At 57.5% G+C, this 21,084-nt stretch carries 21 protein-coding genes, 1 tRNA gene and 1 other RNA gene; all 23 read right to left on the reverse strand.

What is annotated here, in order from left to right:
- Window positions 1-3: 3 nt before the first annotated feature.
- The 23 genes from OR1_RS08740 to OR1_RS08845 all read right to left on the reverse strand — a co-directional run bounded on the left by OR1_RS08740 (window position 4) and on the right by OR1_RS08845 (window position 20,959).
- Window positions 4-945, reverse strand: a complete 942-nt coding sequence (locus OR1_RS08740; RefSeq protein WP_041971364.1) for a D-alanine--D-alanine ligase — start codon at window positions 943-945, stop codon at window positions 4-6.
- Window positions 946-949: 4 nt separating this feature from the next.
- Window positions 950-1,849, reverse strand: a complete 900-nt coding sequence (gene murB / locus OR1_RS08745; protein ID WP_041971365.1) for a UDP-N-acetylmuramate dehydrogenase — start codon at window positions 1,847-1,849, stop codon at window positions 950-952.
- A 9-nt stretch (window positions 1,850-1,858) separates the two neighbouring features.
- A complete protein-coding gene (gene murC / locus OR1_RS08750) occupies window positions 1,859-3,241 on the reverse strand; it encodes a UDP-N-acetylmuramate--L-alanine ligase (RefSeq protein ID WP_041971367.1) in 1,383 nt (460 codons plus the stop codon).
- On the reverse strand, window positions 3,231-4,337 hold the full coding sequence (murG, locus tag OR1_RS08755; protein WP_041971368.1) for an undecaprenyldiphospho-muramoylpentapeptide beta-N-acetylglucosaminyltransferase: 1,107 nt from the start codon (window positions 4,335-4,337) through the stop codon (window positions 3,231-3,233). Before murG ends, murC begins: the two co-directional genes overlap by 11 nt.
- Window positions 4,334-5,437, reverse strand: coding sequence for a putative lipid II flippase FtsW (gene ftsW / locus OR1_RS08760; protein WP_041971370.1), 1,104 nt, complete (start codon window positions 5,435-5,437; stop codon window positions 4,334-4,336). The genes murG and ftsW overlap by 4 nt, the downstream gene beginning before the upstream one ends.
- Window positions 5,434-6,792, reverse strand: a complete 1,359-nt coding sequence (gene murD / locus OR1_RS08765; protein WP_041971371.1) for a UDP-N-acetylmuramoyl-L-alanine--D-glutamate ligase — start codon at window positions 6,790-6,792, stop codon at window positions 5,434-5,436. Before murD ends, ftsW begins: the two co-directional genes overlap by 4 nt.
- Before the next feature lie 4 nt (window positions 6,793-6,796).
- Entirely contained in the window at window positions 6,797-7,873 is a 1,077-nt protein-coding gene (gene mraY / locus OR1_RS08770) for a phospho-N-acetylmuramoyl-pentapeptide-transferase (protein ID WP_041971372.1), read from the reverse strand.
- The gene (gene murF, locus OR1_RS08775; RefSeq protein ID WP_237754259.1) at window positions 7,873-9,294 is read right to left on the reverse strand and encodes a UDP-N-acetylmuramoyl-tripeptide--D-alanyl-D-alanine ligase; all 1,422 of its coding nucleotides are present in this window, start codon (window positions 9,292-9,294) and stop codon (window positions 7,873-7,875) included. The genes mraY and murF overlap by 1 nt, the downstream gene beginning before the upstream one ends.
- Window positions 9,291-10,817 carry a UDP-N-acetylmuramoyl-L-alanyl-D-glutamate--2,6-diaminopimelate ligase gene (locus tag OR1_RS08780; RefSeq protein WP_041971373.1) on the reverse strand — a complete coding sequence of 509 codons (1,527 nt, stop codon included), beginning with the start codon at window positions 10,815-10,817 and terminating at the stop codon, window positions 9,291-9,293. Before OR1_RS08780 ends, murF begins: the two co-directional genes overlap by 4 nt.
- A gap of 24 nt (window positions 10,818-10,841) precedes the next feature.
- On the reverse strand, window positions 10,842-12,809 hold the full coding sequence (locus tag OR1_RS08785) for a penicillin-binding protein (protein WP_152609851.1): 1,968 nt from the start codon (window positions 12,807-12,809) through the stop codon (window positions 10,842-10,844).
- Between the two features lie 16 nt (window positions 12,810-12,825).
- Window positions 12,826-13,164 (reverse strand): cell division protein FtsL, encoded by a 339-nt coding sequence (gene ftsL / locus OR1_RS08790; RefSeq protein WP_041971592.1) that lies wholly within the window; start codon window positions 13,162-13,164, stop codon window positions 12,826-12,828.
- Window positions 13,165-13,181: 17 nt separating this feature from the next.
- Window positions 13,182-14,117, reverse strand: coding sequence for a 16S rRNA (cytosine(1402)-N(4))-methyltransferase RsmH (rsmH, locus tag OR1_RS08795; RefSeq protein WP_041971374.1), 936 nt, complete (start codon window positions 14,115-14,117; stop codon window positions 13,182-13,184).
- A 3-nt stretch (window positions 14,118-14,120) separates the two neighbouring features.
- A complete protein-coding gene (gene mraZ / locus OR1_RS08800; RefSeq protein ID WP_041971375.1) occupies window positions 14,121-14,603 on the reverse strand; it encodes a division/cell wall cluster transcriptional repressor MraZ in 483 nt (160 codons plus the stop codon).
- A gap of 235 nt (window positions 14,604-14,838) precedes the next feature.
- Window positions 14,839-15,198, reverse strand: a complete 360-nt coding sequence (locus OR1_RS08805; protein ID WP_041971376.1) for a hypothetical protein — start codon at window positions 15,196-15,198, stop codon at window positions 14,839-14,841.
- Complete coding sequence (locus OR1_RS20750; protein ID WP_052440354.1) at window positions 15,158-15,739, reverse strand: hypothetical protein; 582 nt, start codon at window positions 15,737-15,739, stop codon at window positions 15,158-15,160. Before OR1_RS20750 ends, OR1_RS08805 begins: the two co-directional genes overlap by 41 nt.
- Before the next feature lie 61 nt (window positions 15,740-15,800).
- An RNA gene (rnpB, locus tag OR1_RS20785) (RNase P RNA component class A) lies at window positions 15,801-16,167 on the reverse strand.
- A gap of 69 nt (window positions 16,168-16,236) precedes the next feature.
- Complete coding sequence (locus OR1_RS08815; protein WP_041971595.1) at window positions 16,237-16,962, reverse strand: zinc ribbon domain-containing protein; 726 nt, start codon at window positions 16,960-16,962, stop codon at window positions 16,237-16,239.
- 57 nt (window positions 16,963-17,019) lie between these two features.
- Window positions 17,020-18,138 carry a Nif3-like dinuclear metal center hexameric protein gene (locus OR1_RS08820; RefSeq protein WP_041971377.1) on the reverse strand — a complete coding sequence of 373 codons (1,119 nt, stop codon included), beginning with the start codon at window positions 18,136-18,138 and terminating at the stop codon, window positions 17,020-17,022.
- A gap of 123 nt (window positions 18,139-18,261) precedes the next feature.
- Window positions 18,262-18,337 (reverse strand) — tRNA-Ile (locus tag OR1_RS08825).
- Window positions 18,338-18,409: 72 nt separating this feature from the next.
- Window positions 18,410-19,237, reverse strand: coding sequence for a Sir2 family NAD-dependent protein deacetylase (locus OR1_RS08830; protein ID WP_041971378.1), 828 nt, complete (start codon window positions 19,235-19,237; stop codon window positions 18,410-18,412).
- A gap of 10 nt (window positions 19,238-19,247) precedes the next feature.
- The gene (gene ybaK / locus OR1_RS08835) at window positions 19,248-19,730 is read right to left on the reverse strand and encodes a Cys-tRNA(Pro) deacylase (RefSeq protein WP_041971379.1); all 483 of its coding nucleotides are present in this window, start codon (window positions 19,728-19,730) and stop codon (window positions 19,248-19,250) included.
- A gap of 20 nt (window positions 19,731-19,750) precedes the next feature.
- Entirely contained in the window at window positions 19,751-20,614 is an 864-nt protein-coding gene (locus OR1_RS20755; protein ID WP_052440355.1) for a J domain-containing protein, read from the reverse strand.
- Window positions 20,615-20,632: 18 nt separating this feature from the next.
- A complete protein-coding gene (locus OR1_RS08845; RefSeq protein WP_041971380.1) occupies window positions 20,633-20,959 on the reverse strand; it encodes a YajD family HNH nuclease in 327 nt (108 codons plus the stop codon).
- Window positions 20,960-21,084 lie beyond the last annotated feature (125 nt).

The raw sequence follows: 21,084 nt of genomic DNA on the forward strand, positions 1-21,084 counted from the left end.
AATTCAGTTCCCCATCCCTTTGATCTTCAGCGCGGCCGAGCATACGATCTCCTCGACGAGATCGGCAAAACCGTATCCTGCTGACTGCGCTATTTCCGGCATCAGACTGAGGGCAGTCATGCCGGGAAGGGTGTTCACCTCCAGCAGGAAACATTCCCCCTGTTCAGTGACCAGGAAATCTACCCGGCTGTAGCCGTCGCACCCGAGCGCCCGGTGCGCCAGTTCCCCCTGCCGCAGCACCTTCTCGTACAGCGCCGGCGCAAGTGGCGCCGGGCAGATATGCTCGGCCATGCCGGCTGTGTACTTGGCCTCAAAGTCGTAAAATTCGCGTTTCGGCACGATCTCTATCGCCCCGAGCGCCCGATCGGCAAGTATGGCAACCTGGATCTCCCGACCCTTGATATACTGCTCCACCAGGATCTCGGCATCGTAGCGGAACGCCTCTGCCAGGGCAGCGGGAAGCTCTTCGCTCTTCCTGACGATGCTGACGCCGACCGAAGATCCTTCCTGGGACGGTTTTACCACCAGCGGCAGCCCGAACCCGGCATACTCGGCATTGAACGTGTCGCTTCCCCGCAGGACCACGTACGGCGCTACCGTAAGGCCGTTGGCAGCGAAAACGACCTTTGCCACGGTTTTATTCATAGCCAAGGCGCTCGCCAGGACCCCGGAGCCGGTGTACGGTATCCCCATGACCTCCAGGAGTCCCTGTATCGTGCCGTCTTCGCCCAGCCGGCCATGCAGGCAGATAAAGGCCACTTCTACCCGTTCCGCCGCCAGGCGGGCCGAGATATCGCGGCCCACATCGAGGGCAACGCTGTTGTAGCCCCGTTCAATCAGCGCGCCGTGGACCGCCGCGCCGCTCTTGAGCGATACATCACGCTCCGCGGACATCCCGCCCATCAGAACCCCAATCTTCTTCTTTTTCATCTCCGCACGATCCATTGCCTCACTCCTCACCCACGATCCGTACCTCTTCTTCCAATACGACCCCGGATTGCGCCCGTACCCGCTCTTTGACCAGCGCGGCCAGCTCCAGGAAATCGTGGGCCGTTGCACCGCCGCGGTTGACCAGGAAATTTGCGTGCTGCTCGGACACCTGGGCTCCTCCCACCGTAGTCCCACGAAGACCGGCAGCATCAATCAGCCGCCATGCCGAAGCGTTTGGCGGATTCTTGAAGAAGGAGCCCGCGTTCGGGTAACCGACCTGTTGACTGACGCGGCGCTTTTCGATGAACTCGGCTACGCGCACCGATATTGCCGTCGGATCGTCAGCGGTCAGCTGAAAAAGCGCCTCCACTATTACAGCCCCCTCAGCCAGATTCAAGAACCGGTAGCCATATTCGAGATCCCGGCCAGCGGTTTCTTGCAATCCGCCAGCTCCTAGAGTCGTAAGGCTTTCAAGAGCCGCCATGATCTCATGGCCGTGGCATCCGGCATTCATCGCCAGCGCGCCGCCGATGCTCCCCGGGATGCCGCTCAGGAACTCAAGCCCTGAAAGCCCTTCCAGTTCCAGGCATTTGACCAGCCGCTGGTTCGAAACCCCTGCCTGCACCTTTACCCTGTTGCCGGGCAGCCGTTCCACTGCCTTCAACTTCTTCAGGGAGATGACAACCCCCCGTAAACCGTTGTCACGCACCAACAAGTTGTAACCGCCGCCGATGACCAGGCATTTAACGGATTGCTCACAACAGCCGGCGTACAGCTGCCTTAGTTCATCCAGATCCTCGGGAAAAGCCATGACATCAGCCTTGCCCCCGACTTTGAGCGCTGTATGACCGGCCAGCGGCTCGTCTTCCAGCAGACGGCCGCGAAACCCCTTGAAGATAGTACCGTAGGGCCGGTCCATAGCCGGCAGCTACCCTTTCCCCTGGAGTTGAACCAGCAGCTCTTCACCGATCTGCCACAGATTCCCTGCGCCCAGGGTCAGGACTATGTCCCCTTCGCGTATCACCCCCTGGAGATGGCCGCAGAGCCGTTCCCGCTCCGCGATATAGGTGACGTCCTTCTGCCCGTGCTGGCGTATGCTAGTTGCGAGCTTTTCCGCCGTAACCCCCGGAATCGGCTTTTCGCTCGCCGCATAGATCTCGGTCATCACCAGCACATCCGCATCGTAAAAACAGGTCACAAAATCGGAGAACAGCTCTTTGGTACGGGTATATCGATGCGGCTGAAAAGCAACCACGAGCCGTCGCTCCGGCCAGCCGCTCTTTGCCGCCGCAAGGGTTGCCCTGATCTCTGCCGGATGATGTCCATAATCGTCAACAATCATAATGCCGTTGACCTCACCCTTGACCTGAAACCGCCGTCCCACCCCGCCGAAACGCTCGAACCCCTCCTGAATCAGGTTGAACGGCATATCCAGCTCCATCGCAACGGCAATACAGGCCAGGGCGTTGAGCACGTTATGAGCTCCGGGCATGGCAAACGTGATCTCTCCCATCCGGTACCCCTTATAATGCGCGACAAAGCTGGTCTTGCCCCCGGAAAGCCGGACATGGGTCGCGCGGATATCGGCCTGGGAGGTGAGTCCGTAGGTGACAAACCGCTTTTTGACCTTCGGGATGATCTCGGCCACATTGCGGTCATCCAGACAGAGCACGGCCAGACCGTAGAACGGGATCTTGTTGATGAAATCGACGAAAGTATCCTTGATCTGCTCGATCCCACCGCTGTAATAATCGAGATGGTCGGCATCGATATTGGTCACGACTGCGATTGTCGGCGAGAGCTTGAGAAACGAGCCGTCAGATTCGTCGGCCTCTGCGACCAGGAACTTTCCCTGGCCGAGCACGGCATTGGTGCCGAGCGTGTTCAGTTTGCCACCGATGACGATGGTCGGATCGATGCCGCCATGGGTAAGCACGGTAGCGACCATTGAGGTCGTTGTCGTTTTCCCGTGGGTCCCGGCAATGGCGATACCGTATTTCATCCGCATCAGCTCGGCCAGCATCTCGGCGCGCGGAATGACCGGGATCATCCGGCTCCTGGCTTCGATAACCTCGGGATTGTCTTCCTGCACGGCGGTCGATGTCACGACGACATCAACGGAGGTCACGTTTTCCCGGGCATGGCCGATATGGATCTCGCCGCCTAGCGAGGCAAGCCGCTCCGTGATCTCCGAATTGCGCAGATCCGATCCGGACACCTTGTAACCGAGGTTCAGCAGCACTTCGGCAATGCCGCTCATGCCGATGCCGCCGATACCAACGAAATGGATTTTCTCGATCTTACCGTACATGTCCGGTTCCTTTTATTGCGAGCATTCGATCCACGATTATCCTGGCCGCGTCCAGCCGCGCCATTCTCCGGGCGTTCACGGCAATGGCGGCCAAACGTGCCGGATCGGCCATGATCCTGACGATTTCTCCGGCCAGCCGTTCCCCGGTCAGCTCCTGCTCAAGCAGCATCAGGCAGGCGTCCTGCTTCAGCAACGCCTCGGCGTTCTTCCGCTGGTGATCGTCCACGGCATGGGGAAACGGAATGAAGAGACATGCCTTTGCCGCAGCCGTAACCTCGGCAATGGTGGTCGCGCCTGCCCGGCAGACGACCAGATCCGCATTCCTGTATGCCCCGGCCATATCGTCTATGAACGGCAGCACTTCGGCCTCGACCCCGGACCTGGCATACCCTTCGGCCACTTCGTCCCGGTCGTTCTGACCGGTCTGATGGACAATGGCAATCCGATTATTCATGGCTGCCAGATGCGGCAAGGCCGCGATCATCGCCTGATTGATGCTTCTGGCCCCCTGGCTGCCGCCGAACACCAATATCCGGAATTTTTCCGAGGTTGCCGGGGCCGGCGTATCTTCCGATGCGGCCACCAGATCAAGGATCGATTTCCGCAGGGGATTGCCGGTCATCATGACCTTGTCCTGCGGGAAAAACCGCCGCGACTCTTCCAGAGAAATGAACACCTGGCGGGCAAACCTGGCCAGCAGCCTGTTGGTAAGGCCGGGAATGGCGTTCTGCTCATGAATGAAATATCCGATCTGCATACCGCGCGCTGCCAGGCAGAGCGGTGCCGAAGCATAGCCGCCGACCCCCAGCACGATGTCGGGCCGGAATCTTTTCAGGATTTGCCGCGACTCAGAATACCCGAACAGGAACAGCACCGCCCCCTTGATTTGCGCCAGGCCGTTCTTGCCCCGCACCCCGGAGGCTGAGACGCATTCCAGCTTCATCCCCAGCTGCGGGACGATCCGGGACTCGATCCCCCTGCTGGTGCCGACAAACAGGACTTCGTTGGCAGCATCCCTGGCAACGAACTCCTCGGCAACCGAGATGCCGGGGAAGAGGTGCCCGCCGGTACCGCCGCCGGCAATGATCAGTCTCATGGCGTCCCCCGCATCCGTGATGAAATATTGAGTAAAATCCCCATGGCAAACAGGGTGATCAGCAGCGAACTCCCGCCGTAGCTTATGAACGGCAGTGCCAATCCTTTGGTCGGCAGCAGGCCGGTAACGACCCCCATGTTCACGAACGCCTCGATACCGAGCAGCACGGCGATGCCGAAAGCGAGAAAGCGCCCGAAGATATCCTCAGTCGCCAGTGCCACGCGGATGCTTCGCCAGACCAGCAGGAAGAACATCGAAGCGATCAGCAGCACCCCGATGAATCCGAGCTCCTCGCCGACCACCGAGAGGATGAAGTCGGTGTGGGCCTCGGGGAGATAGAAGAGCTTCTGCTTCCCTTCGCCCAGCCCCTGACCGAGCACCCCCCCGGCGCCAAAAGCCAGCCACGACTGGATAATCTGAAAACCGCTGTTGGCCGGGTCTTCCCAGGGGTTGAGAAACGCCAGTACCCGCCGGCGCCGGTAATCGACGTTCATGACAAGGAAGTAGAGGAACGGCAGAGCAAGCAGGAACATGGAAATCAGGTACGTCGGCCGCGTTCCGGCGGCAAACAGCATGATGACCGCAACCGCTCCGAGCGTCAGCGCTGCGCCGAGGTCGGGCTGCTTGAGCAGTAACAGCAACAGCACGGCAAGCACCACCATGTACGGTAGAAAGCCGCTCGAAAAAAACTTCACCCGGTCCTGTTTCTTTTCCAGCGAATAGGCCATGTAAAGGATCAGTGCTATCTTGGCCACCTCGGACGGCTGCAGGGAAAATCCCGGGAATCTGATCCAACGGGCGGCACCGCCGGCACTCCCCCCGATGCCCGGAATCAGCACCAGCACCATCAGCACGAGGCAGCCGATCAAAGCCGGAACGGCAAGTTTTTTCCATATATGGTAGTCGATCTGCATGACCCCGTACATGATGCTGAATCCGACGAGGGCAAAGAGCCCCTGGCGCTTCAGGAAATAGAATCCGTCGTGATATTTTTTCGCCGCCATTACCGATGACGCGGAGTAGACCATGACCACACCGAAGCAGGTCAGTGCCACGACCATCAGCAGTATGACGATATCGCACGACGTCAGTCGTTTCATCTCGGTTCAGCCCCCGGAAGCTTCCTGACCAGAGCCTTGAACTGCTCGGCCCGGTCCTCGTAGTCGCGAAACATGTCGAAACTGGAACAGGCGGGAGAAAACAGCACTACGCCACCCGGGCCGGTCACGGCAACGGCATGGCCAACCGCCTCCTCAAGGGTTGCCGCCATCCGGACCTCGGCATACCGGCCGAGCTCGGCAGCAATTCGCTCCTTGGCCTCGCCGATCAGAATCATGCAGCGCACCCGCTCCCGAACCAGTTCGGCCAGCGGTGCATATGATCCACCCTTGTCCTTGCCGCCGGCAATCCAGGTAATGTCGTTGAAGCTTGCCAGCGCTTTCTCCACGCTCCCCACATTTGTCGCCTTGCTGTCCTCGTACCAGCCGACGCCGTTGATCTCCCGGACCAGCTCCATCCGGTGCGGCAGGCCGCGGAACTCCTCCACTGCCCTGCGGGCGAGCAATGCCGGACAACCGGTCAGCATGGTCGCGGCCAGCGCGGCCATGATATTTTCGGTATTATGCACCCCTTTGATCCGGAACCCGGCGGTCGGAATAACCTCTTCCAGCCCGTCCCACCGGAAGACGATCTCCCCGTTCCGGTGAAAGATCCCTTCCTCAAGCTCGCGGCGCTGGCTCATCCAGCAGATCCGGCCGTGCATGGTCCCCGCAAGATCGGCGACAATCGGGTCATCCAGGTTCAATACCGCATAATCGGCGCCGGTCTGGTTCATGAAGACCCGGACCTTGGCGTCGATATATTCCTGATAGCTGTCATAGCGGTCCAGATGATCTTCGGTGATATTCAACAGCACCGCAACGCGCGGGCGAAAACATTCGATCGCCTCCAGCTGGAACGAAGAGAGTTCCACCACGACCCGCTCGACCGCTTCACCCTGTTCCACCAGATCAATCAGGGGGTTGCCGATGTTCCCGCCGACAAAAGTGGCGAATCCGGATTTGCGGCAGATCTCGCCGGTAAGGGTGGTGGTGGTGGTTTTCCCATTGGTACCGGTAATGGCGATGACCGGTGCTTCGATAAACCGGCTCGCCAGTTCTATTTCGCTGATCACCGGCACCCGACGCTCCCGGGCCAGCCGCAGCGGCTCGATATCCATCGGCACGCCAGGGCTTACCACGATCATGTCAACGGCAATGAAGGTCTCAACCGAGTGCACTCCTAGCTCCAGATTCAGGTCGAGCCCGCCAAGCTGGGTCAGGAAAGGTTGCAGGGCAGCCGCGTCTTTCATGTCGGTGACCGTAACCGCTGCCCCGCGCTTTGCCAGAAAGCGGGCAACCGCGACCCCGGTTTTTGCCAGACCGACAACCAGTATTTTTTTGCCGAAGAGGTTCATGTCATTACCGTAACTTGAGCGTTGAAATGGCGACCAGCGCCAGTATTATCGTAATTATCCAGAACCGGACAATGATCTTCGGCTCAGCCACCCCTTTCAGTTCGAAATGATGATGAATAGGGGCCATCCGGAAGATTCGCTTCCCCCGGTATTTATATGAGCCGACCTGGAATATGACCGACAGCGCCTCAATGACGAACACACCGCCGACGATGACCAGAAGCATCTCTTGCTTAGTGAGCACTGCCAGGGTGCCGAGCGCTCCGCCGAGCGACAGGGAACCGACATCACCCATGAACACCTCGGCAGGATAGGAGTTGTACCAGAGAAACCCCAGCCCGGCCCCGACCATGGCGCCGCACAAAACTGCCAGTTCACCGGTTCCCGGCACATACGGTATCTGCAGGTATGCCGAAAGCCGGGCATTACCGGCGATGTAGCAAAAGAGCAGATAGGTGGCGGCATTTATCGCCACAGGGCCAATGGCCAGGCCATCGAGCCCGTCGGTCAGGTTCACGGCATTGCTGGCCCCGACGATCACCAGGGTCGCAAATGGGATGTAGAAGATCCAGAGATCCGGGTGAATCCTTTTGAAGAACGGGAAAAACAGCTCTTCCGAAAATCCGGGCATTGTGAACAGTATTATCCCGACAACCGATGCCAGTAAGATCTGCCAGAACATTTTCTGGCGGGGGGACAGCCCCTTGGGATTCTTCTCCACCACCTTCTTGTAATCGTCAACAAAGCCGATCGCCCCGTAACCAACAACGATGAAAAGCGTGAGCCAGATATAGACATTGGTCAGGTCCGCCCAGAGCAGGGTCGGCACAACTATGGCAGTCAGGATCAGCACCCCGCCCATTGTCGGGGTCCCCTGCTTCTTCAGGTGCGATTCGGGACCGTCGGTCCTGATCACCTGCCGCGCCTGTAGCGCCTCCAGTTTCCTGATCACCCACGGGCCAATGATAAAGCAGAGGAGCAGGGCAGTTATCATGGCGTAGATCGATCGGAATGTCAGGTATTTGAAGACGTTGAAGAGTTTGATGCTGCCTGCGAGCGGGTAGAACAGGTGATAGAGCATCAGTTTGCGCCTTTCCCATGGGGTAAGGCGCACCAGTTCCGGATACCCTCGGCTATGGTTTCCATCCTCATCCCCCGCGAACCCTTTACCAGCACGCAGTCGCCCGGTTGCAGCGTGCCCCGCAGATCGACAAGCAGCTGCTCATGGTCATCGGCTACTACAATCGCTTCTTCAGGCATGCCGCCATCCAGAGCACCGGCCTTTACCGTTTCGGCGAACCGTCCCATCAGATAAAGCCTGCACGCACAGGTCGCCGCAAGCCGGCCCACCCCGCGATGCGCATCCATTGCCCCACTGCCGAGTTCAAGCATGTCGCCCAGAACTGCAATTGCCCGTCCGTCACCTTTGAGTTCGGACAGGGTGACAAGCCCGGCGGCCATTGATCCGGGATTGGCGTTGTAACTGTCATCGATCAGCGTAACCTCTCCGAGTTTCTCGAGCCTGAACCGTTTTTCTACCGGATCAAACCGTTCCAGCCCGGCGGCTATTTCATCCGGCGTGATCCCCACTGCCCAGGTTGCAGCCGCAGCAGCAAGGGCGTTCTGGATATTGTGCCGGCCAAAGGCACGCAACCGTATGGTTTGCTCAGCACCGAATATGTTCAGCGCAAAACGCTGACCTTCATGCCCCATCTTTTCGATCGCACCGGCAGTGACATCCCCGCCGTGCATCCCGAACGAGATGCGGCGAACCCCTTCAGGCACAGGCAATGCGGCGACAAGCTGGTCGTCGCAGTTATAAACCGCACTCTGCCCGGGCTGCAACCGCATGAACAGCTCGCCCTTTGCCCTGGCCACCGCTTCCAGACTCCCCATACTTTCCAGATGTGCCGGGAATACGTTGGTAATAACCCCTACCGAAGGCGCAGCAATACCGGCCAGCCGGTCGATCTCGCCCGGTTCGCTCATCCCCATCTCAAGAACACCCCAGCGCATCTCTTCCGAAGCCTGAAAAATCATCCTGGGGAGGCCGATCAGGTTGTTGAGGTTTCCGGCGGTCTTCAGGCCAGCCCCTTTTACTGCAAGGATGGTCGCTATCATCTCCTTGACCGTGGTCTTGCCGTTGCTCCCGGTTACCCCTATCAGCGGAAAATCGAACCTGCGCCGGTAAGAGGCAGCAAGATCGCCGAGCGCCCTGAGCGTATCTGGAACCACGATGCAGGTTGCATTTTCCGGCAGGGAATGATCGGCAACCCAGGTCTCTTCGGCCAGCAGAGCAGTTACCCCTCGATCTACCGCTGCCGCAATGTAGTCGTGTCCGTTGAAACGCTCCCCGCGAAGCGGAATGAACAGTTCGCCCGGCTGGACCGTCCGGGAGTCGGTCGATACCCCCCGCACCTTCTCGGCAGCATCGCCGCAAAGCCTCCCGCAGACAGCCACCTGGATGTCACTCATGACGAACATCTCCCGGTTCGCAGTCATGGCATACCCTCCGGATGAGCCAACGCCGCGGCAGCCTCTTCGCGGTCGTCAAAATGGTGCTTGGCAGTCCCTATGATCTGGTAATCCTCGTGCCCTTTGCCGGCCAGAAGCACTATATCCCCAGCCTGAGCCAGGCCGATGGCAAGCCGGATTGCGGTGCGCCGGTCAGGAACAACGGCAAACCCTTTTTCCGGAACTCCGTTGCCCAGGGCAGCGTAGTCATACTCCCTGATTCCGAGTGGTAGAACACCGGACCGAACCTGGGAGATTATCTCGTCGGGGTTTTCGGTCCTCGGGTTGTCCGATGTGATTATCGCCAGGTCAGACAGCCGCCCGGCAACCTCTCCCATGATCGGCCGTTTACCCTTGTCGCGATCGCCGCCACAGCCAAATACGGTCAGAATCCGGCCGGTTTTCAATTCGCTCAGGGTCTGCAGGACGTTTTCCAGGGCATCGCCGGTGTGGGCATAATCAACGAACACACCGATTCCAAGCCCGTTTTCCACCCGCTCCAACCGGCCCGGCACCTTTTTATGGCACTCAATTCCGGCGCGCAGGGTCTCCAGTGACAAACCCAAGGCATAACCTGACGCAAGAGCAGCCAGGATATTGTAGAGATTGAACCTCCCCACCAGACCGGACGAGAATTCAATGGTTCCGGATGGAGTGACAACCTTTCCGGTGATCCCGGAAATGGACGAGTGGACGTCAACCGCCCGGACATCGCCTTTGGCAATTCCGTAGGTAATGACCGGGCAGACCGATTCTCTTGCCACGACTTCGCCATATTCGTCGTCAAGATTCACCACTGCCCGCCGGTTTGGCTTGTTTGGCGACGGCTGCAGAAATTCCCGGAACAGCCTGAGCTTGGCTTCGAGGTACTGCTCCATGCTTCCGTGATAATCAAGGTGGTCCCTGGTCAGGTTCGTGAATACTCCGACGTCGAACTGGCAGCCGTCTACACGCCGTTGCTCCAAGGCATGGGATGACACCTCCATCACCACTCCGGCAGCGCCGCGGTCAACCAGCTGCCGGATCACTTCCTGGAGTTCCGTCGATTCCGGCGTTGTATGTGATGCCGGCAGCACTGTTGCGCCAAGCCGGTAACTGACCGTACCCAACACCGCGGTTGCAATCCCTGCGGCGGCCATGATCGACTCAATCAGATAACTGGTCGTGGTTTTGCCGTTCGTGCCGGTTATCCCGACAAGAGGGATGTTTGCCGTCGGCCTGTTATAAAAGGCCGATGCGATCAGCGCCATCGCCAGGCGGGAATTCTCCACATGCACGTACGGGACCCCTTCCGGAACAGCTGCGCTGTCCTCCACGACAACCGCCACGGCCCCGCGCTCGATTGCTGCGGCGATGAACCGGTGGCCATCGGCTGCAGCCCCTTTTAAAGCGAAAAAGAGACCCCCGGGCTTAACATTCCGCGAATCGTAGTAGAGCCCTTGAATCTCTCGGTCGCTCCCGTCGCTGCAATAGAGCGGCGAAACCTCTTTTATCAGGTCACTCAGTTTCATGAGGCCTCGAATGATGTAGCCTTTTCAGGCAGAAGGAGTGAATTTTACCCATACCTGATCCCTCGGCCCTATCCTCTGGCCCGGCAGCGGACTCTGCTCCACGGCCCGGCCGCTTCCGATAAGACGCACATTTAAGCTTCGTTTTTGCATGCCCCGCATAACATCGCGCATGCTCTTGCCCCGGAAATCCGGCATCAGCAGCCCCTGGCCGGAATCGACGATCTCCCCTTCCGCAGCATTGTCGTTAGCAGCAACAGCAGCCGGTATCGTGCTTTTCCTGGCGATTTCCGGTTCCGTGCCCCGGCTTTTTTTCAGCTTGGCATCAGGGGTAATTTTAAGGTAACAGAGCGCCTGCTGTGCTATGGCGCCGAATGCCGGAGCAGCGACCACACCGCCGTAAGGACTGGTTTTGGGTTCGTCGATGACAATCAGGATGGTTAGTTTCGGGTTGTCAGCGGGCACGAAGCCGACAAAGGAGGCGGTCCGCTTGTCAACCGAGTAGCCGCGGGTAACCGGGTCCACCTTCTGGGCCGTACCTGTTTTGCCGGCCACGCGATAACCATCGACAGCGGCATTGGTCCCTGTTCCGCCTTCGCCGGTGACTGACTCCATCATTGTGGCTATTGTCCTTGCGGTGCCAGGTGATATCACCCGGTTCCGCGACTGGGGAGTTACCTGCTTCAGGACATTGCCGTCCGCATCGGTTATCTTTTCCACCAGATAAGGCTTCATCAGAACCCCGCCATTGGCCACGGCCGAAACAGCCGATGCTATCTGCAGTGCCGATGCGGCAACACCCTGACCGAATGAGATATTGGCCAGGTCCACGGCAAACCACTGATTCCTGTCCCTGAGGTTGCCGCTGGTCTCCGCAGGGAGATCAATTCCATTTCGCTCCCCGAAACCAAACGATTTCAGGTAACGGTACAGACGTTCCGAGCCGAGCCGGCTTCCAATCTTTGCCGCGCCGATATTGCTCGAATACTTGAGGATGTCGGCAACCGAGATCCTGGCGTATTTGTGGGTGTCGTGAATGGTCCGGCCGCCGATTTCATAGGAACCCATCTCGCAGTCAAATGTGTCCCTTGGATTGACAATCCCCTCCTCGATAGCTGCAGCAAGCAGAAAGACCTTGAATGTGGACCCGGGCTCGAAACTGTCCGCAATCGCCCGGTTCCGCAGTGCGGAAGGAGAATACTTCTGATGTACGTTCGGGTTGAACCCCGGATAGTTCGCCATAGCCAGTATCCTGCCGCTGTGCGGCTCCATCACGAGAGCAGTGCCCGCTTTTGCCTGACTTTCGGCAACTGCCTTGGCAAGTTCTTTTTCAGCCATATACTGGATATTCTTGTCCAGGGTCAAAGTAACATTATGTCCTTTGGATCCCCCTTGGACCACGGCATTTTTTAAGGCAACGTCCCTTCCGAGCGCATCTCGTTCCGTGATCATGTAGCCGGTGCTGCCCAGAATGGTCGAATTGTATTTCCGCTCAATTCCTTCCAGCCCCTCGGGATCAAGGCCGGTAAAACCGATGACGCTCGCCGCCATTTCCAGGTTTGGATAAAATCTCTTGCTCTCCTTTACAAAGCCGACTCCATCCAGTTCAAGTTCCTTTATCCGGGCCACAAGTTCCGGTGCAAGCTGCCGCTGAATCCAGACAAATCCTTTGCTCCCGGTCAGTTTCTGCTGCAACTGGGGCTGTGGCAACCCCAGTAGCGGAGCAAGCTTAGCGGCAGTGCCCCGCGGATCTTCAATATTTCTCGGTTCGGCAAAGCATGATTCCATCTCAATGGAAACGGCCAGAGAGGCATTATTGGCATCAAAAATGGTGCCTCGTGCCGGTGTCAGCTGCACTGTTTTCTGATGCTGCCGCTCGGCCAGCTTTTCCAACTGCTCCCGCTTGATGACCTGAAGGTAGAAGGCCCTGGACGAAGTCGCCAGAAGTAAAAAGCAAAAAGGGCTCCGATAAGGCGGATTCTTGCCCTGGCCCATTTCTCTCTTCGATCTCTCACCGCACCTGTACCACCTGTTGATTTGTCGGCAACGACAGCCCGAGCTCACTGCGCGCAACCGATTCGATCCGTGCCGGTGTCTTCAAAGAGGCAACTTCCAGCTTGAGCTTGCTCTGCTCCTGCTGCATTTCCTTGAGCTGCTTCCTGCTTTCTCCAAGCTGCAGACTGAGGTCAACCACCTTCACCCGCGACCAGACATGGAATATCGATACAGTTGTGAGAAGCGCCAGGATCACGAGCAATGCCGGCAGATATTCTTCGCGTTTCCCGTCAAATATCGCTTCCAATCGTCTGGGAGCTATTACTCTGCCGTATGCGGTCTTTGCATTTGACATGTCAGTCACCGTCTCTTTCAGCATTTCTCCGCAGCCCGAAGCTTTGCGCTACGTGACCGCGGGTTGGAGGCAATCTCGCCATCCGAGGCCATGACAGGCCTGCCGGTAAGAACCTTCAGAACCGGCTTGCCGCCACAAGCGCAAACAGGGAGCCCTTTCGGACAGCGGCAACCGGTAGCCTTGTCCCGGAAAAACTGTTTGACGATCCGGTCTTCAAGCGAATGAAAGGAGATAACAACAATCCTTCCGCCGCTTCGAAGGAGTGGAACCGTATCATGCAGGCATTTTTGCAGGCTGTTGAGTTCATCGTTCACCGCGATCCTTATCGCCTGAAAGGTCCTGGTTGCCGGATGAATCCGGTCTTCCCACGCCTTTCGCGGTATGGCTCTGCTCACAATTCCGGCAAGTTGCCCGGTAGTTTCCAGTGGCGCTTCGAGCCTGGCAGCGACAATCCTGCGGGCAATCTGCCGCGCCCATCGCTCTTCCCCGTACTCCCGGATGATCTGCGCCAACTCCGCTTCCGGAGCCTGGTTGACAAGCTCCGCGGCCGTGATCGCCCCGGAACGGTCCATTCGCATGTCGAGGGCCGCATCCTGCTGAAAACTGAACCCCCGCTCGGCACTGTCAAGCTGGTGCGATGACACCCCCAGGTCGAGCAGCAATCCGTCAATGGCTTCTATACCCAGTTCGGCCATTACCGCTGCTATTTCCGCCGCATTCCGCCTGACCAGCAGGGCGCGGTCGCCAAATATTGCCAAGGAGCCTTTTGCTGCGGCCAACGCCTCGTCATCCCGGTCAAACCCTATCAATCGCCCCGACGGAGCAGATGATGCCAGTATCAGGCCCGAGTGACCGCCACCGCCGAGGGTCCCGTCGACATAGATGCCTCCAGAATGAGGCGCCAGGTACCTGATCACCTCGTCCGGCATAACCGAAAGATGCCGGAATTCCATAACCTATATCCCCAATGAAGCAAGCTCTTCCGAGTCGAGAGGAAGGGCCTTTTCATCCTGTTCGCTTACCCTGATATAGGTATCGCGGCTCCAGACATCAAAGCGGTTTCCCATGCCGACAAAAATTATGTCGCGGTCCAACCCGGCATGTTCGCGCAGCGCGGGCGGAATCAGCACCCGCCCGAGCTTGTCGGTGACATATTCATCCGCTGCGCCGAGATAACGGCGCTTGATGCTGTTCAACTGCGCCAACGGGAAACCACCCTCATTGGCATTTATTTTTCTTTCAATCTCACGCCATTCGGCAATCGGATATACGGAGAGCCCCCTGCCGAGCTGACCCCCGCCAAAATCCACCGGGGTGGCCTTTGTAATTACGAACCGCTCATCGCCGTGAGACGCCACCAGTATCTCCCTGAATTTTGCCGGGATACTGGTACGGCCCTTGACATCGATTGTACTTGGCCATTCGCGGGCAAATGACATAACACCTTCCCAACTATTGCCACAATTTTCCACTAATTACCACCAGTGGAAAAACTATACAAGCCGACCCCTGGGTTGTCAAGGCAAAATCATACAGGCCAGACATGTTTTTTCTATTTACAAATCAAGATGTTACGCGGAGCAAGCGAGAGACTGGCGGGAACATTTGAATGGATGAGGAAAAATATTGCCGATGGCGTTGCAATCAGGCCAAAACAGGGTAAAGGCCGACAGCTCACCCCTTCTTCTTGTGCTCGGAAAGAAACACGACTTTTTGCGATGCCGATGCTGACGGCTGGGTTTCCGTGGCAGCAGGCTTTGGCTCTTCTGCTGAAGGGTGGCCTTGCGGCCGGGTGCGAACAGGCGGTGCCACCACTTTCTCGATCATCATGGGAGTCCCCCCCATAGTGAAAGGGGCGCCATCAACCTGGGAATCGTCCAGAATCCATGTGTAAACCTGGAGGGGCACCGTCAATACCAGCAATGAAACCTGCCACCACCCCGGTTTGACATCCGGAGAGATATCTTCGATCCGGGCAAAGAAGCCGGGACGATTATCGACATGAACCAATACAAGATCGTTTATCGTTGCCATTACCACTCCAGAGGATGCCTGCAGAGCGTCCTGCCTTAAAACGGCTGCCATTGTTCAGGATACCGTAAACAAAACGGTTTGCAAACAGTGCCTCGATCTTTTGATACAGCGCCAGCAGATCGGCAGAGAGAGCGGCGAATCGATCCCTGGTCAGGGAATCCATGCCGACATCCACCCGGTCGCAGATAAAAGTCACACAGTTGTACGGCCGGTATTCCGGCGCCATCAGGCAACCGGCAGCCCCCAGAAATGGGCAGCTAGCGTTATCGAATCGCGGCGAAAAGAGCATCTCTCCCGTAACCAGGTATGCCAGGAGATCGACAGCAGTGAAGTGATAGCAGCCGGTGCGGCAACATTCGCCACCGCAGCGCATGCAGATCTCGCCACCGTTCAAGCCGTCGAATATGGCTGTTAACTCCTGCTTTGTCCGCATTACGTCACGGATTATCCGGGCAATCGATTCTGATAAAGCAGGGTCCAGCGCTCGGAACTCCGTTGTCGCAACATCGACTGCAATGCCCCAGGTATCCGGATTCGCCACGTTTCACCCTCAAACAAAACCGGCCGGTGACTGGTTAAAGACGCCGACCGGTAAAAATATTTGGCCGAAGCAGGCCGTAAGCCGGGTTTTGTTCCGCCCTGCGGTTACCCGCAAGACAGCGATGACCATTCATCTAGGATCGTTGTTGCCGACGACCTCAAGCAGCCAACCCGGAAGCTCGGGCGGGCCACCCTCTGCGCTTCCCTATTTGGCCTTGCTCCTGGTGGGGTTTACCTGGCATCCGGCGTCACCGCCGAATCCGGTGAGCTCTTACCTCACCCTTTCACCCTTACCCGCCGAAACGGGCGGACTTCTCTCTGTGGCACTTTCCCTGGGGTCACCCCCGCTGGACGTTATCCAGCACCACGCCCTATGGAGCCCGGACTTTCCTCCCCCTCTAAAAGGCGGCGGTCATCTGTTCTGCTTCGACCAAAAGCGAACGGCCGCTGTCAAGAGTCCTGCTGCCATTGCAGCAGAATCTCTCCAAGGCCGTAAATTCACTTATTATTAACCTGAGGCTGCTGCCGAAAAACTACCATCCTCTGGCAATGCGGACAGGTAATCAGTTCATCGCCCCGGAAAAGGGTATTGTAAAGCTGAGGGGGCAGATTGATGTTGCATCCGAGACAACTGCCGTCACGTGCCTCTACCACAGCGAGCCCCCGGCGCATTTCACGAAGCCTTCCGTATCGCTTCACCACAGACTGCGGCAGGACATTGATTTTCTCCTCGCGTGCCGACTGATCCGCGGCAATGCTGCTCTCTAGCTCGTCCACTTTTTGCTGAACCTCGGATTTCTGCGCCCCGATGTTCTTCTCCAGCGCCTCCAGCTTACTCCGGCTCTCGGCAATTGCCACCTTAAGCTCGTCTGACTGGGTAATCTTTTGCAACAGCTGCTCCTCAAGCTCGGTCCTCATCTTGCGAGCAGCAGTAATCTCTTTTGACACCGCAAGATACTCCTTCTGGGTCTTGATCTCCTTTAGGCGAGCCTCGGAGCGGGTAATATTCTCCGCTTCAGCAGCCAATGTCGCCTCCAGCTGCACCTTGTCGGCCTCCAGAGCCGCAAGTACCTCATCTTTGGCAAGCATCTCCTGGTGTGCCTCGGCCACCTTCTGATCAAGGGCATCTATTTCCGTCAATAACGAATTTCTTGCCCCAGCGATCCCGTCGAGCTTGAGATCGATCTCTTGTAGCTCGTAAAGCGTCTCCAAATTCTTCTTCACCGCCTGCACCCCTTTCAGCCTGTTGGAATATGGCAACCGGAACCCCGGCATTACTCGCTAAACATACAAAAACGGCTCTTTTTCACCGTCGAAGGCAATCAGGTCAACCTTGAAACCGAGTAAAGGGAGCTCCCGTTCAAGGCGTCCCGCCAGGCCTGAGATCATCAGCCGCTCCGATGCAAAATGACCGGCATCAACCAGCGCAATGCCAAGCGCCTCGGCTTCGCGCGCCTCATGATACTTGACATCGCCGGTAACAAGGACGTCGGCACCCCGAAATCGAGCCTCATTCAGGAGAGACACGCCGCTGCCACCGCAGACCGCAACCCTCTTGATCTTTCGCTTCCCGTCCCCGACACAGCGTACTGCCGGGGTCTCCAAACACTCTTTTACATGCCGGGCGAACTCAAACAGCGTAGTCTGTTCGTCCACCTCGCCAATCCGGCCCAAGCCGAAACGATTGCCCCGGTTCCGGAGACAGTAGATGTCATAGGCAGGCTCTTCATAAGGATGAACCTTTTTCATGGCAGTTACGGCAGCATCGATTTCGTCGGCACAGATGACCAGTTCCACCCGTGCCTCTTCGACCGATTCACGAGTGCCTTCTTTGCCGATAAAAGGGTCCGCACCCGGAAGAGGCCTGAAGGTGCCGGTCCCATTCACTCGGAAAGTGCAGTCCGAATAGTTGCCGAGCTGGGAGCTGAAGCCGAAAAGGGCCTCAAGAACCGGCTCCTCATAGCCGACCGGCACAAAAACCCCAAGTTTGACAAGCTCGTCACTGCCGGTAACCCGTAGCGGAGCAGTGCAGGAAAGACCGAGCCGTTCCGCGAGGAGGTCGTTTACCCCCTCTGCGGCAACATCGTAATTCGTGTGCAGGGCAACAATTGCGAGCCCGGCCTCAATTGAGCGGAAGACAATGGCGCCATCCGGATCCTGACGGCTAACCCTTTTCAAAGGTTTAAACAGCAACGGGTGATGTGTAAGCAGCAACTGGCAGTTATTGGCGATTGCCGCTTCCACCGAGTCACGACCCGCATCCAGCGCTATCATGATCCGCTCTACCGGCAAAGCGGTGTCGCCGACCTGCAATCCTGGATTATCCCACCCTTCCGCGAACCGCAGGGGAGCTATTTTATTAATGATTCCGACAATATCGGAGACTCGAGGCAATTTCATGACCCCACAAAGAAAAAGAGTGCAACCGGAAGGTGTGCACTCTTTTTCATCCCCAGACTTGCAGGCATTTGACAACTCTTGCGCTTTATGGGCTTCCCCTCTGCTTTCCGAGAGATTATTGGGTGGTGGGCCCACCAGGATTCGAACCTGGGACCGACCGGTTATGAGCCGGTAGCTCTACCAACTGAGCTATAGGCCCGCAAAGCGAAAGTACATAATAGGTGACCCCGCCTGGGGTGTCAAGCATTTTTCAATCCATTTACCGCGATGTTCAGGAAGTTGCGACGGCGATTTCGATCTTTTCCAAGCCCGCAAGGGCGCTGAGCGGGATAGAGATATGCGGCGCTCCTATCTGCGCTTCTCTGGGATTTATCCGCACCACCGTAGCTCCGTAATAACGCCCGAGCCTTTCGCTCGCAGCACGTATCGTGGGGATGGCAGTACCGGCCCCCATCTCCACGACAACCAGAGACAGCTCCCGATTGTCCGTAACGAATTCATCGAAATTCCGCTCCTGCATCCGGGTCCGGTCCGAAAGCCATGACATATCCCCGAACATCAGGATATTGGGACGCGCCACACCACCACAATGAAGGCATTTTGGGATATGACCGGCCCTCATGGTAGCGAAATCCACCGGTATGGTCTCATGGTTGTCCCAAATGGCTTGCGTACAAGGTTCAAGGCATTGCAGATGATGAATCGAGCCATGAACTTCCAGTAACGCGTCATCGCTAAAACCGGCCTTCTGAAACTGGCCATCCACATTGGAAGTCACAACAAAACAGGCCATGCCGAACCGTTCGATCCAGTCGAGGAGTATCGAGAACCCGGCATGGGGCACGGTTTCACGATACAGGTTCATCCGATGGCCGTAAAATCCCCAGCCAAACGCCGGGTCCCGTTCGAAATGCCGCGGGTTCGCCGCATCGACAAAACTCAATCCGAGGCGTTCGTACATGGGATAGGCGTTCCAGAAGCCGCGGTCACCGCGGAAATCCGGAAGCCCCGAATCAACCCCCATGCCTGCCCCGGCGGTTATGACCATTGCCCCGGCATTCCTGATTGCATCTGCTGCTCTCCTGATCGAACCTTCCATCACCCCTCCTTCAGACGGCGACCCTGACCAATACCGGCTCCAGAAGGCACTTTACGTCACCGGGGGCAACCCCGACCAGGTACCCGCGCTTTCCCCCGTTGATATAGATTACCGGCAGCTCCAGGATTGTTTCCTCCATATAGACCGGCATCCGTTTCCTGGTTCCTAAGGGAGAGGTGCCGCCGACAAGGTATCCGGAATGCCTGTTTGCCGTTTCCGGGGAACAGGGGGCAATCGTCTTGACCCCGATTGCCCGGGCAAGCTCCTTTGTCGAGACCTGGCAATCACCATGCATCAGCACCACCAAAGGATTCTTGTTCTCATCCTCCATGATCAGTGTCTTTATCACGCTATGCTCGCTGACGCCCAATTCTCTTGCCGAGACCGCGGTTCCCCCTTTTTCCTCATATGCATAATGATGGTCGGTAAACTTGATCCCTGCCTGTCTCAAGACACGGATTGCCGGAGTTACCGGCGACTTTTCCTTGGCCATTAATAAACCTCAAACTGTTATTATTTTGCCGGCGGCGCAATCGGCGCTGCCGGAACGGCCGGCGCATCCGGAACAACCGGCGCCAATGGGGCCTGCACATACGGAGACTGCGGAGGCACCGGACCGCCAGGCGACTTAGATTTACCGGCGAAAAAGGGATCGCCTGGAGGGTTATCCGGCAGTTTGCCGCCGTATGAACCTGCGCCGGGGACGACATCCGCTGGCCGTGAGCCGTTATATACGGAAGCCTCATGCAACTCGTTGCGGTAATTGACGGCATCGATAAACACGACTGCCGTGGCAATACCGATGCTGACAACATAAGCCGACCAGACTCCCCTGTTCCGTCCGAGCCGAGTGACGTTGCAGACAATAGCAAAAATCAGCGGCAGCGCCAGGATCTCCAACAGGTAACCTGCCCCGACCAGCACCGAGCCAAACCGATCCAACGACAGCCGCAGCAGAATAACGACAAATGCCGCAAACGCGATATTCTGCCACGACCTGAGCAGGTCAAGAAACTTTACGGCTTCGAGTCCGGGTAACCGCTCCACAGGCGTCCCGGAAACATTCCCCTCGCCTCTTTCCGGAGCGCCGGCACCTCTGAATCCCTCGGAATGGGCAGTGGGCTCAATCGAACCGCTATCGACGTGAGGCACACTGCCGCGCTGCAGTTCGATCTCCGTCCTGATTAGGTCATAGGCTTCGTTGAGGTTCTTCAGCTTCTCCAGCGCCGCGTTCTGCCGATGCGGGTCCTGCTGAAAATGGTCCGGGTGCCACAGCATGACCAGCTCGCGGTAGGCCTTCCTGACATCGGTTTCTGAAGCCCCGTACGATAACCCGAGGACTGCGTACGCCCATTTTACGGATTTGTTAGAGGACATTCGGTGCTGCCGCCCATATCAGCTCTTTCGCAGATAATCTCCCAACTGCATCCGGCTGTGCTCATCGTCATGGCAGTAAATACAAAGGTTTTCCCAATTACTCCCGTCAGCCGGGTTGTTATTGTGGTTGCCGTCCCGATGATGAACCGTCAACAGATGCAGGTTTTCCTGGTCGAACTCCCTGCCGCACTTGGCACATATCCAGCCATGGAGTTTCAGCGAGCGTTCGCGGTAGCAATCATTCCTCGACTCATCCGCTTTTAGCCTGCGGACCAGATCGTCCAGTTCCTCCCTGCTTTTGGCAGGAACGGCTTGTGGCCTTCGCGGTCCGAATGTGCGGGTCATGGCGATCACCTTGATTCCAAAGTTGGTATTATCAAAACTACCCCTCCTCCGGATCACTGTCAAGAATCCAGAGGCACCGCAGCACAATGCGATTTGCAGTTGTGTTTCCCGGAAACAGGTTTTTT

Source organism: Geobacter sp. OR-1 (assembly GCF_000813145.1).
Taxonomy (GTDB): Bacteria; Desulfobacterota; Desulfuromonadia; order Geobacterales; family DSM-12255; genus Geoanaerobacter.

Excerpts from the sequence above, each read along its gene's own strand:
- OR1_RS08740 (WP_041971364.1), bottom strand. The coding sequence starts at position 945 with ATGGATCGTGCGGAGATGAAAAAGAAGAAGATTGGGGTTCTGATGGGC.
- murB (WP_041971365.1), bottom strand. The coding sequence starts at position 1,849 with ATGGACCGGCCCTACGGTACTATCTTCAAGGGGTTTCGCGGCCGTCTG.
- murC (WP_041971367.1), bottom strand. The coding sequence starts at position 3,241 with ATGTACGGTAAGATCGAGAAAATCCATTTCGTTGGTATCGGCGGCATC.
- murG (WP_041971368.1), bottom strand. The coding sequence starts at position 4,337 with ATGAGACTGATCATTGCCGGCGGCGGTACCGGCGGGCACCTCTTCCCC.
- ftsW (WP_041971370.1), bottom strand. The coding sequence starts at position 5,437 with ATGAAACGACTGACGTCGTGCGATATCGTCATACTGCTGATGGTCGTG.
- murD (WP_041971371.1), bottom strand. The coding sequence starts at position 6,792 with ATGAACCTCTTCGGCAAAAAAATACTGGTTGTCGGTCTGGCAAAAACC.
- mraY (WP_041971372.1), bottom strand. The coding sequence starts at position 7,873 with ATGCTCTATCACCTGTTCTACCCGCTCGCAGGCAGCATCAAACTCTTC.
- murF (WP_237754259.1), bottom strand. The coding sequence starts at position 9,294 with ATGACTGCGAACCGGGAGATGTTCGTCATGAGTGACATCCAGGTGGCT.
- OR1_RS08780 (WP_041971373.1), bottom strand. The coding sequence starts at position 10,817 with ATGAAACTGAGTGACCTGATAAAAGAGGTTTCGCCGCTCTATTGCAGC.
- OR1_RS08785 (WP_152609851.1), bottom strand. The coding sequence starts at position 12,809 with ATGGGCCAGGGCAAGAATCCGCCTTATCGGAGCCCTTTTTGCTTTTTA.
- ftsL (WP_041971592.1), bottom strand. The coding sequence starts at position 13,164 with ATGTCAAATGCAAAGACCGCATACGGCAGAGTAATAGCTCCCAGACGA.
- rsmH (WP_041971374.1), bottom strand. The coding sequence starts at position 14,117 with ATGGAATTCCGGCATCTTTCGGTTATGCCGGACGAGGTGATCAGGTAC.
- mraZ (WP_041971375.1), bottom strand. The coding sequence starts at position 14,603 with ATGTCATTTGCCCGCGAATGGCCAAGTACAATCGATGTCAAGGGCCGT.
- OR1_RS08805 (WP_041971376.1), bottom strand. The coding sequence starts at position 15,198 with ATGGCAACGATAAACGATCTTGTATTGGTTCATGTCGATAATCGTCCC.
- OR1_RS08820 (WP_041971377.1), bottom strand. The coding sequence starts at position 18,138 with ATGAAATTGCCTCGAGTCTCCGATATTGTCGGAATCATTAATAAAATA.
- OR1_RS08830 (WP_041971378.1), bottom strand. The coding sequence starts at position 19,237 with ATGGAAGGTTCGATCAGGAGAGCAGCAGATGCAATCAGGAATGCCGGG.
- ybaK (WP_041971379.1), bottom strand. The coding sequence starts at position 19,730 with ATGGCCAAGGAAAAGTCGCCGGTAACTCCGGCAATCCGTGTCTTGAGA.
- OR1_RS20755 (WP_052440355.1), bottom strand. The coding sequence starts at position 20,614 with ATGTCCTCTAACAAATCCGTAAAATGGGCGTACGCAGTCCTCGGGTTA.
- OR1_RS08845 (WP_041971380.1), bottom strand. The coding sequence starts at position 20,959 with ATGACCCGCACATTCGGACCGCGAAGGCCACAAGCCGTTCCTGCCAAA.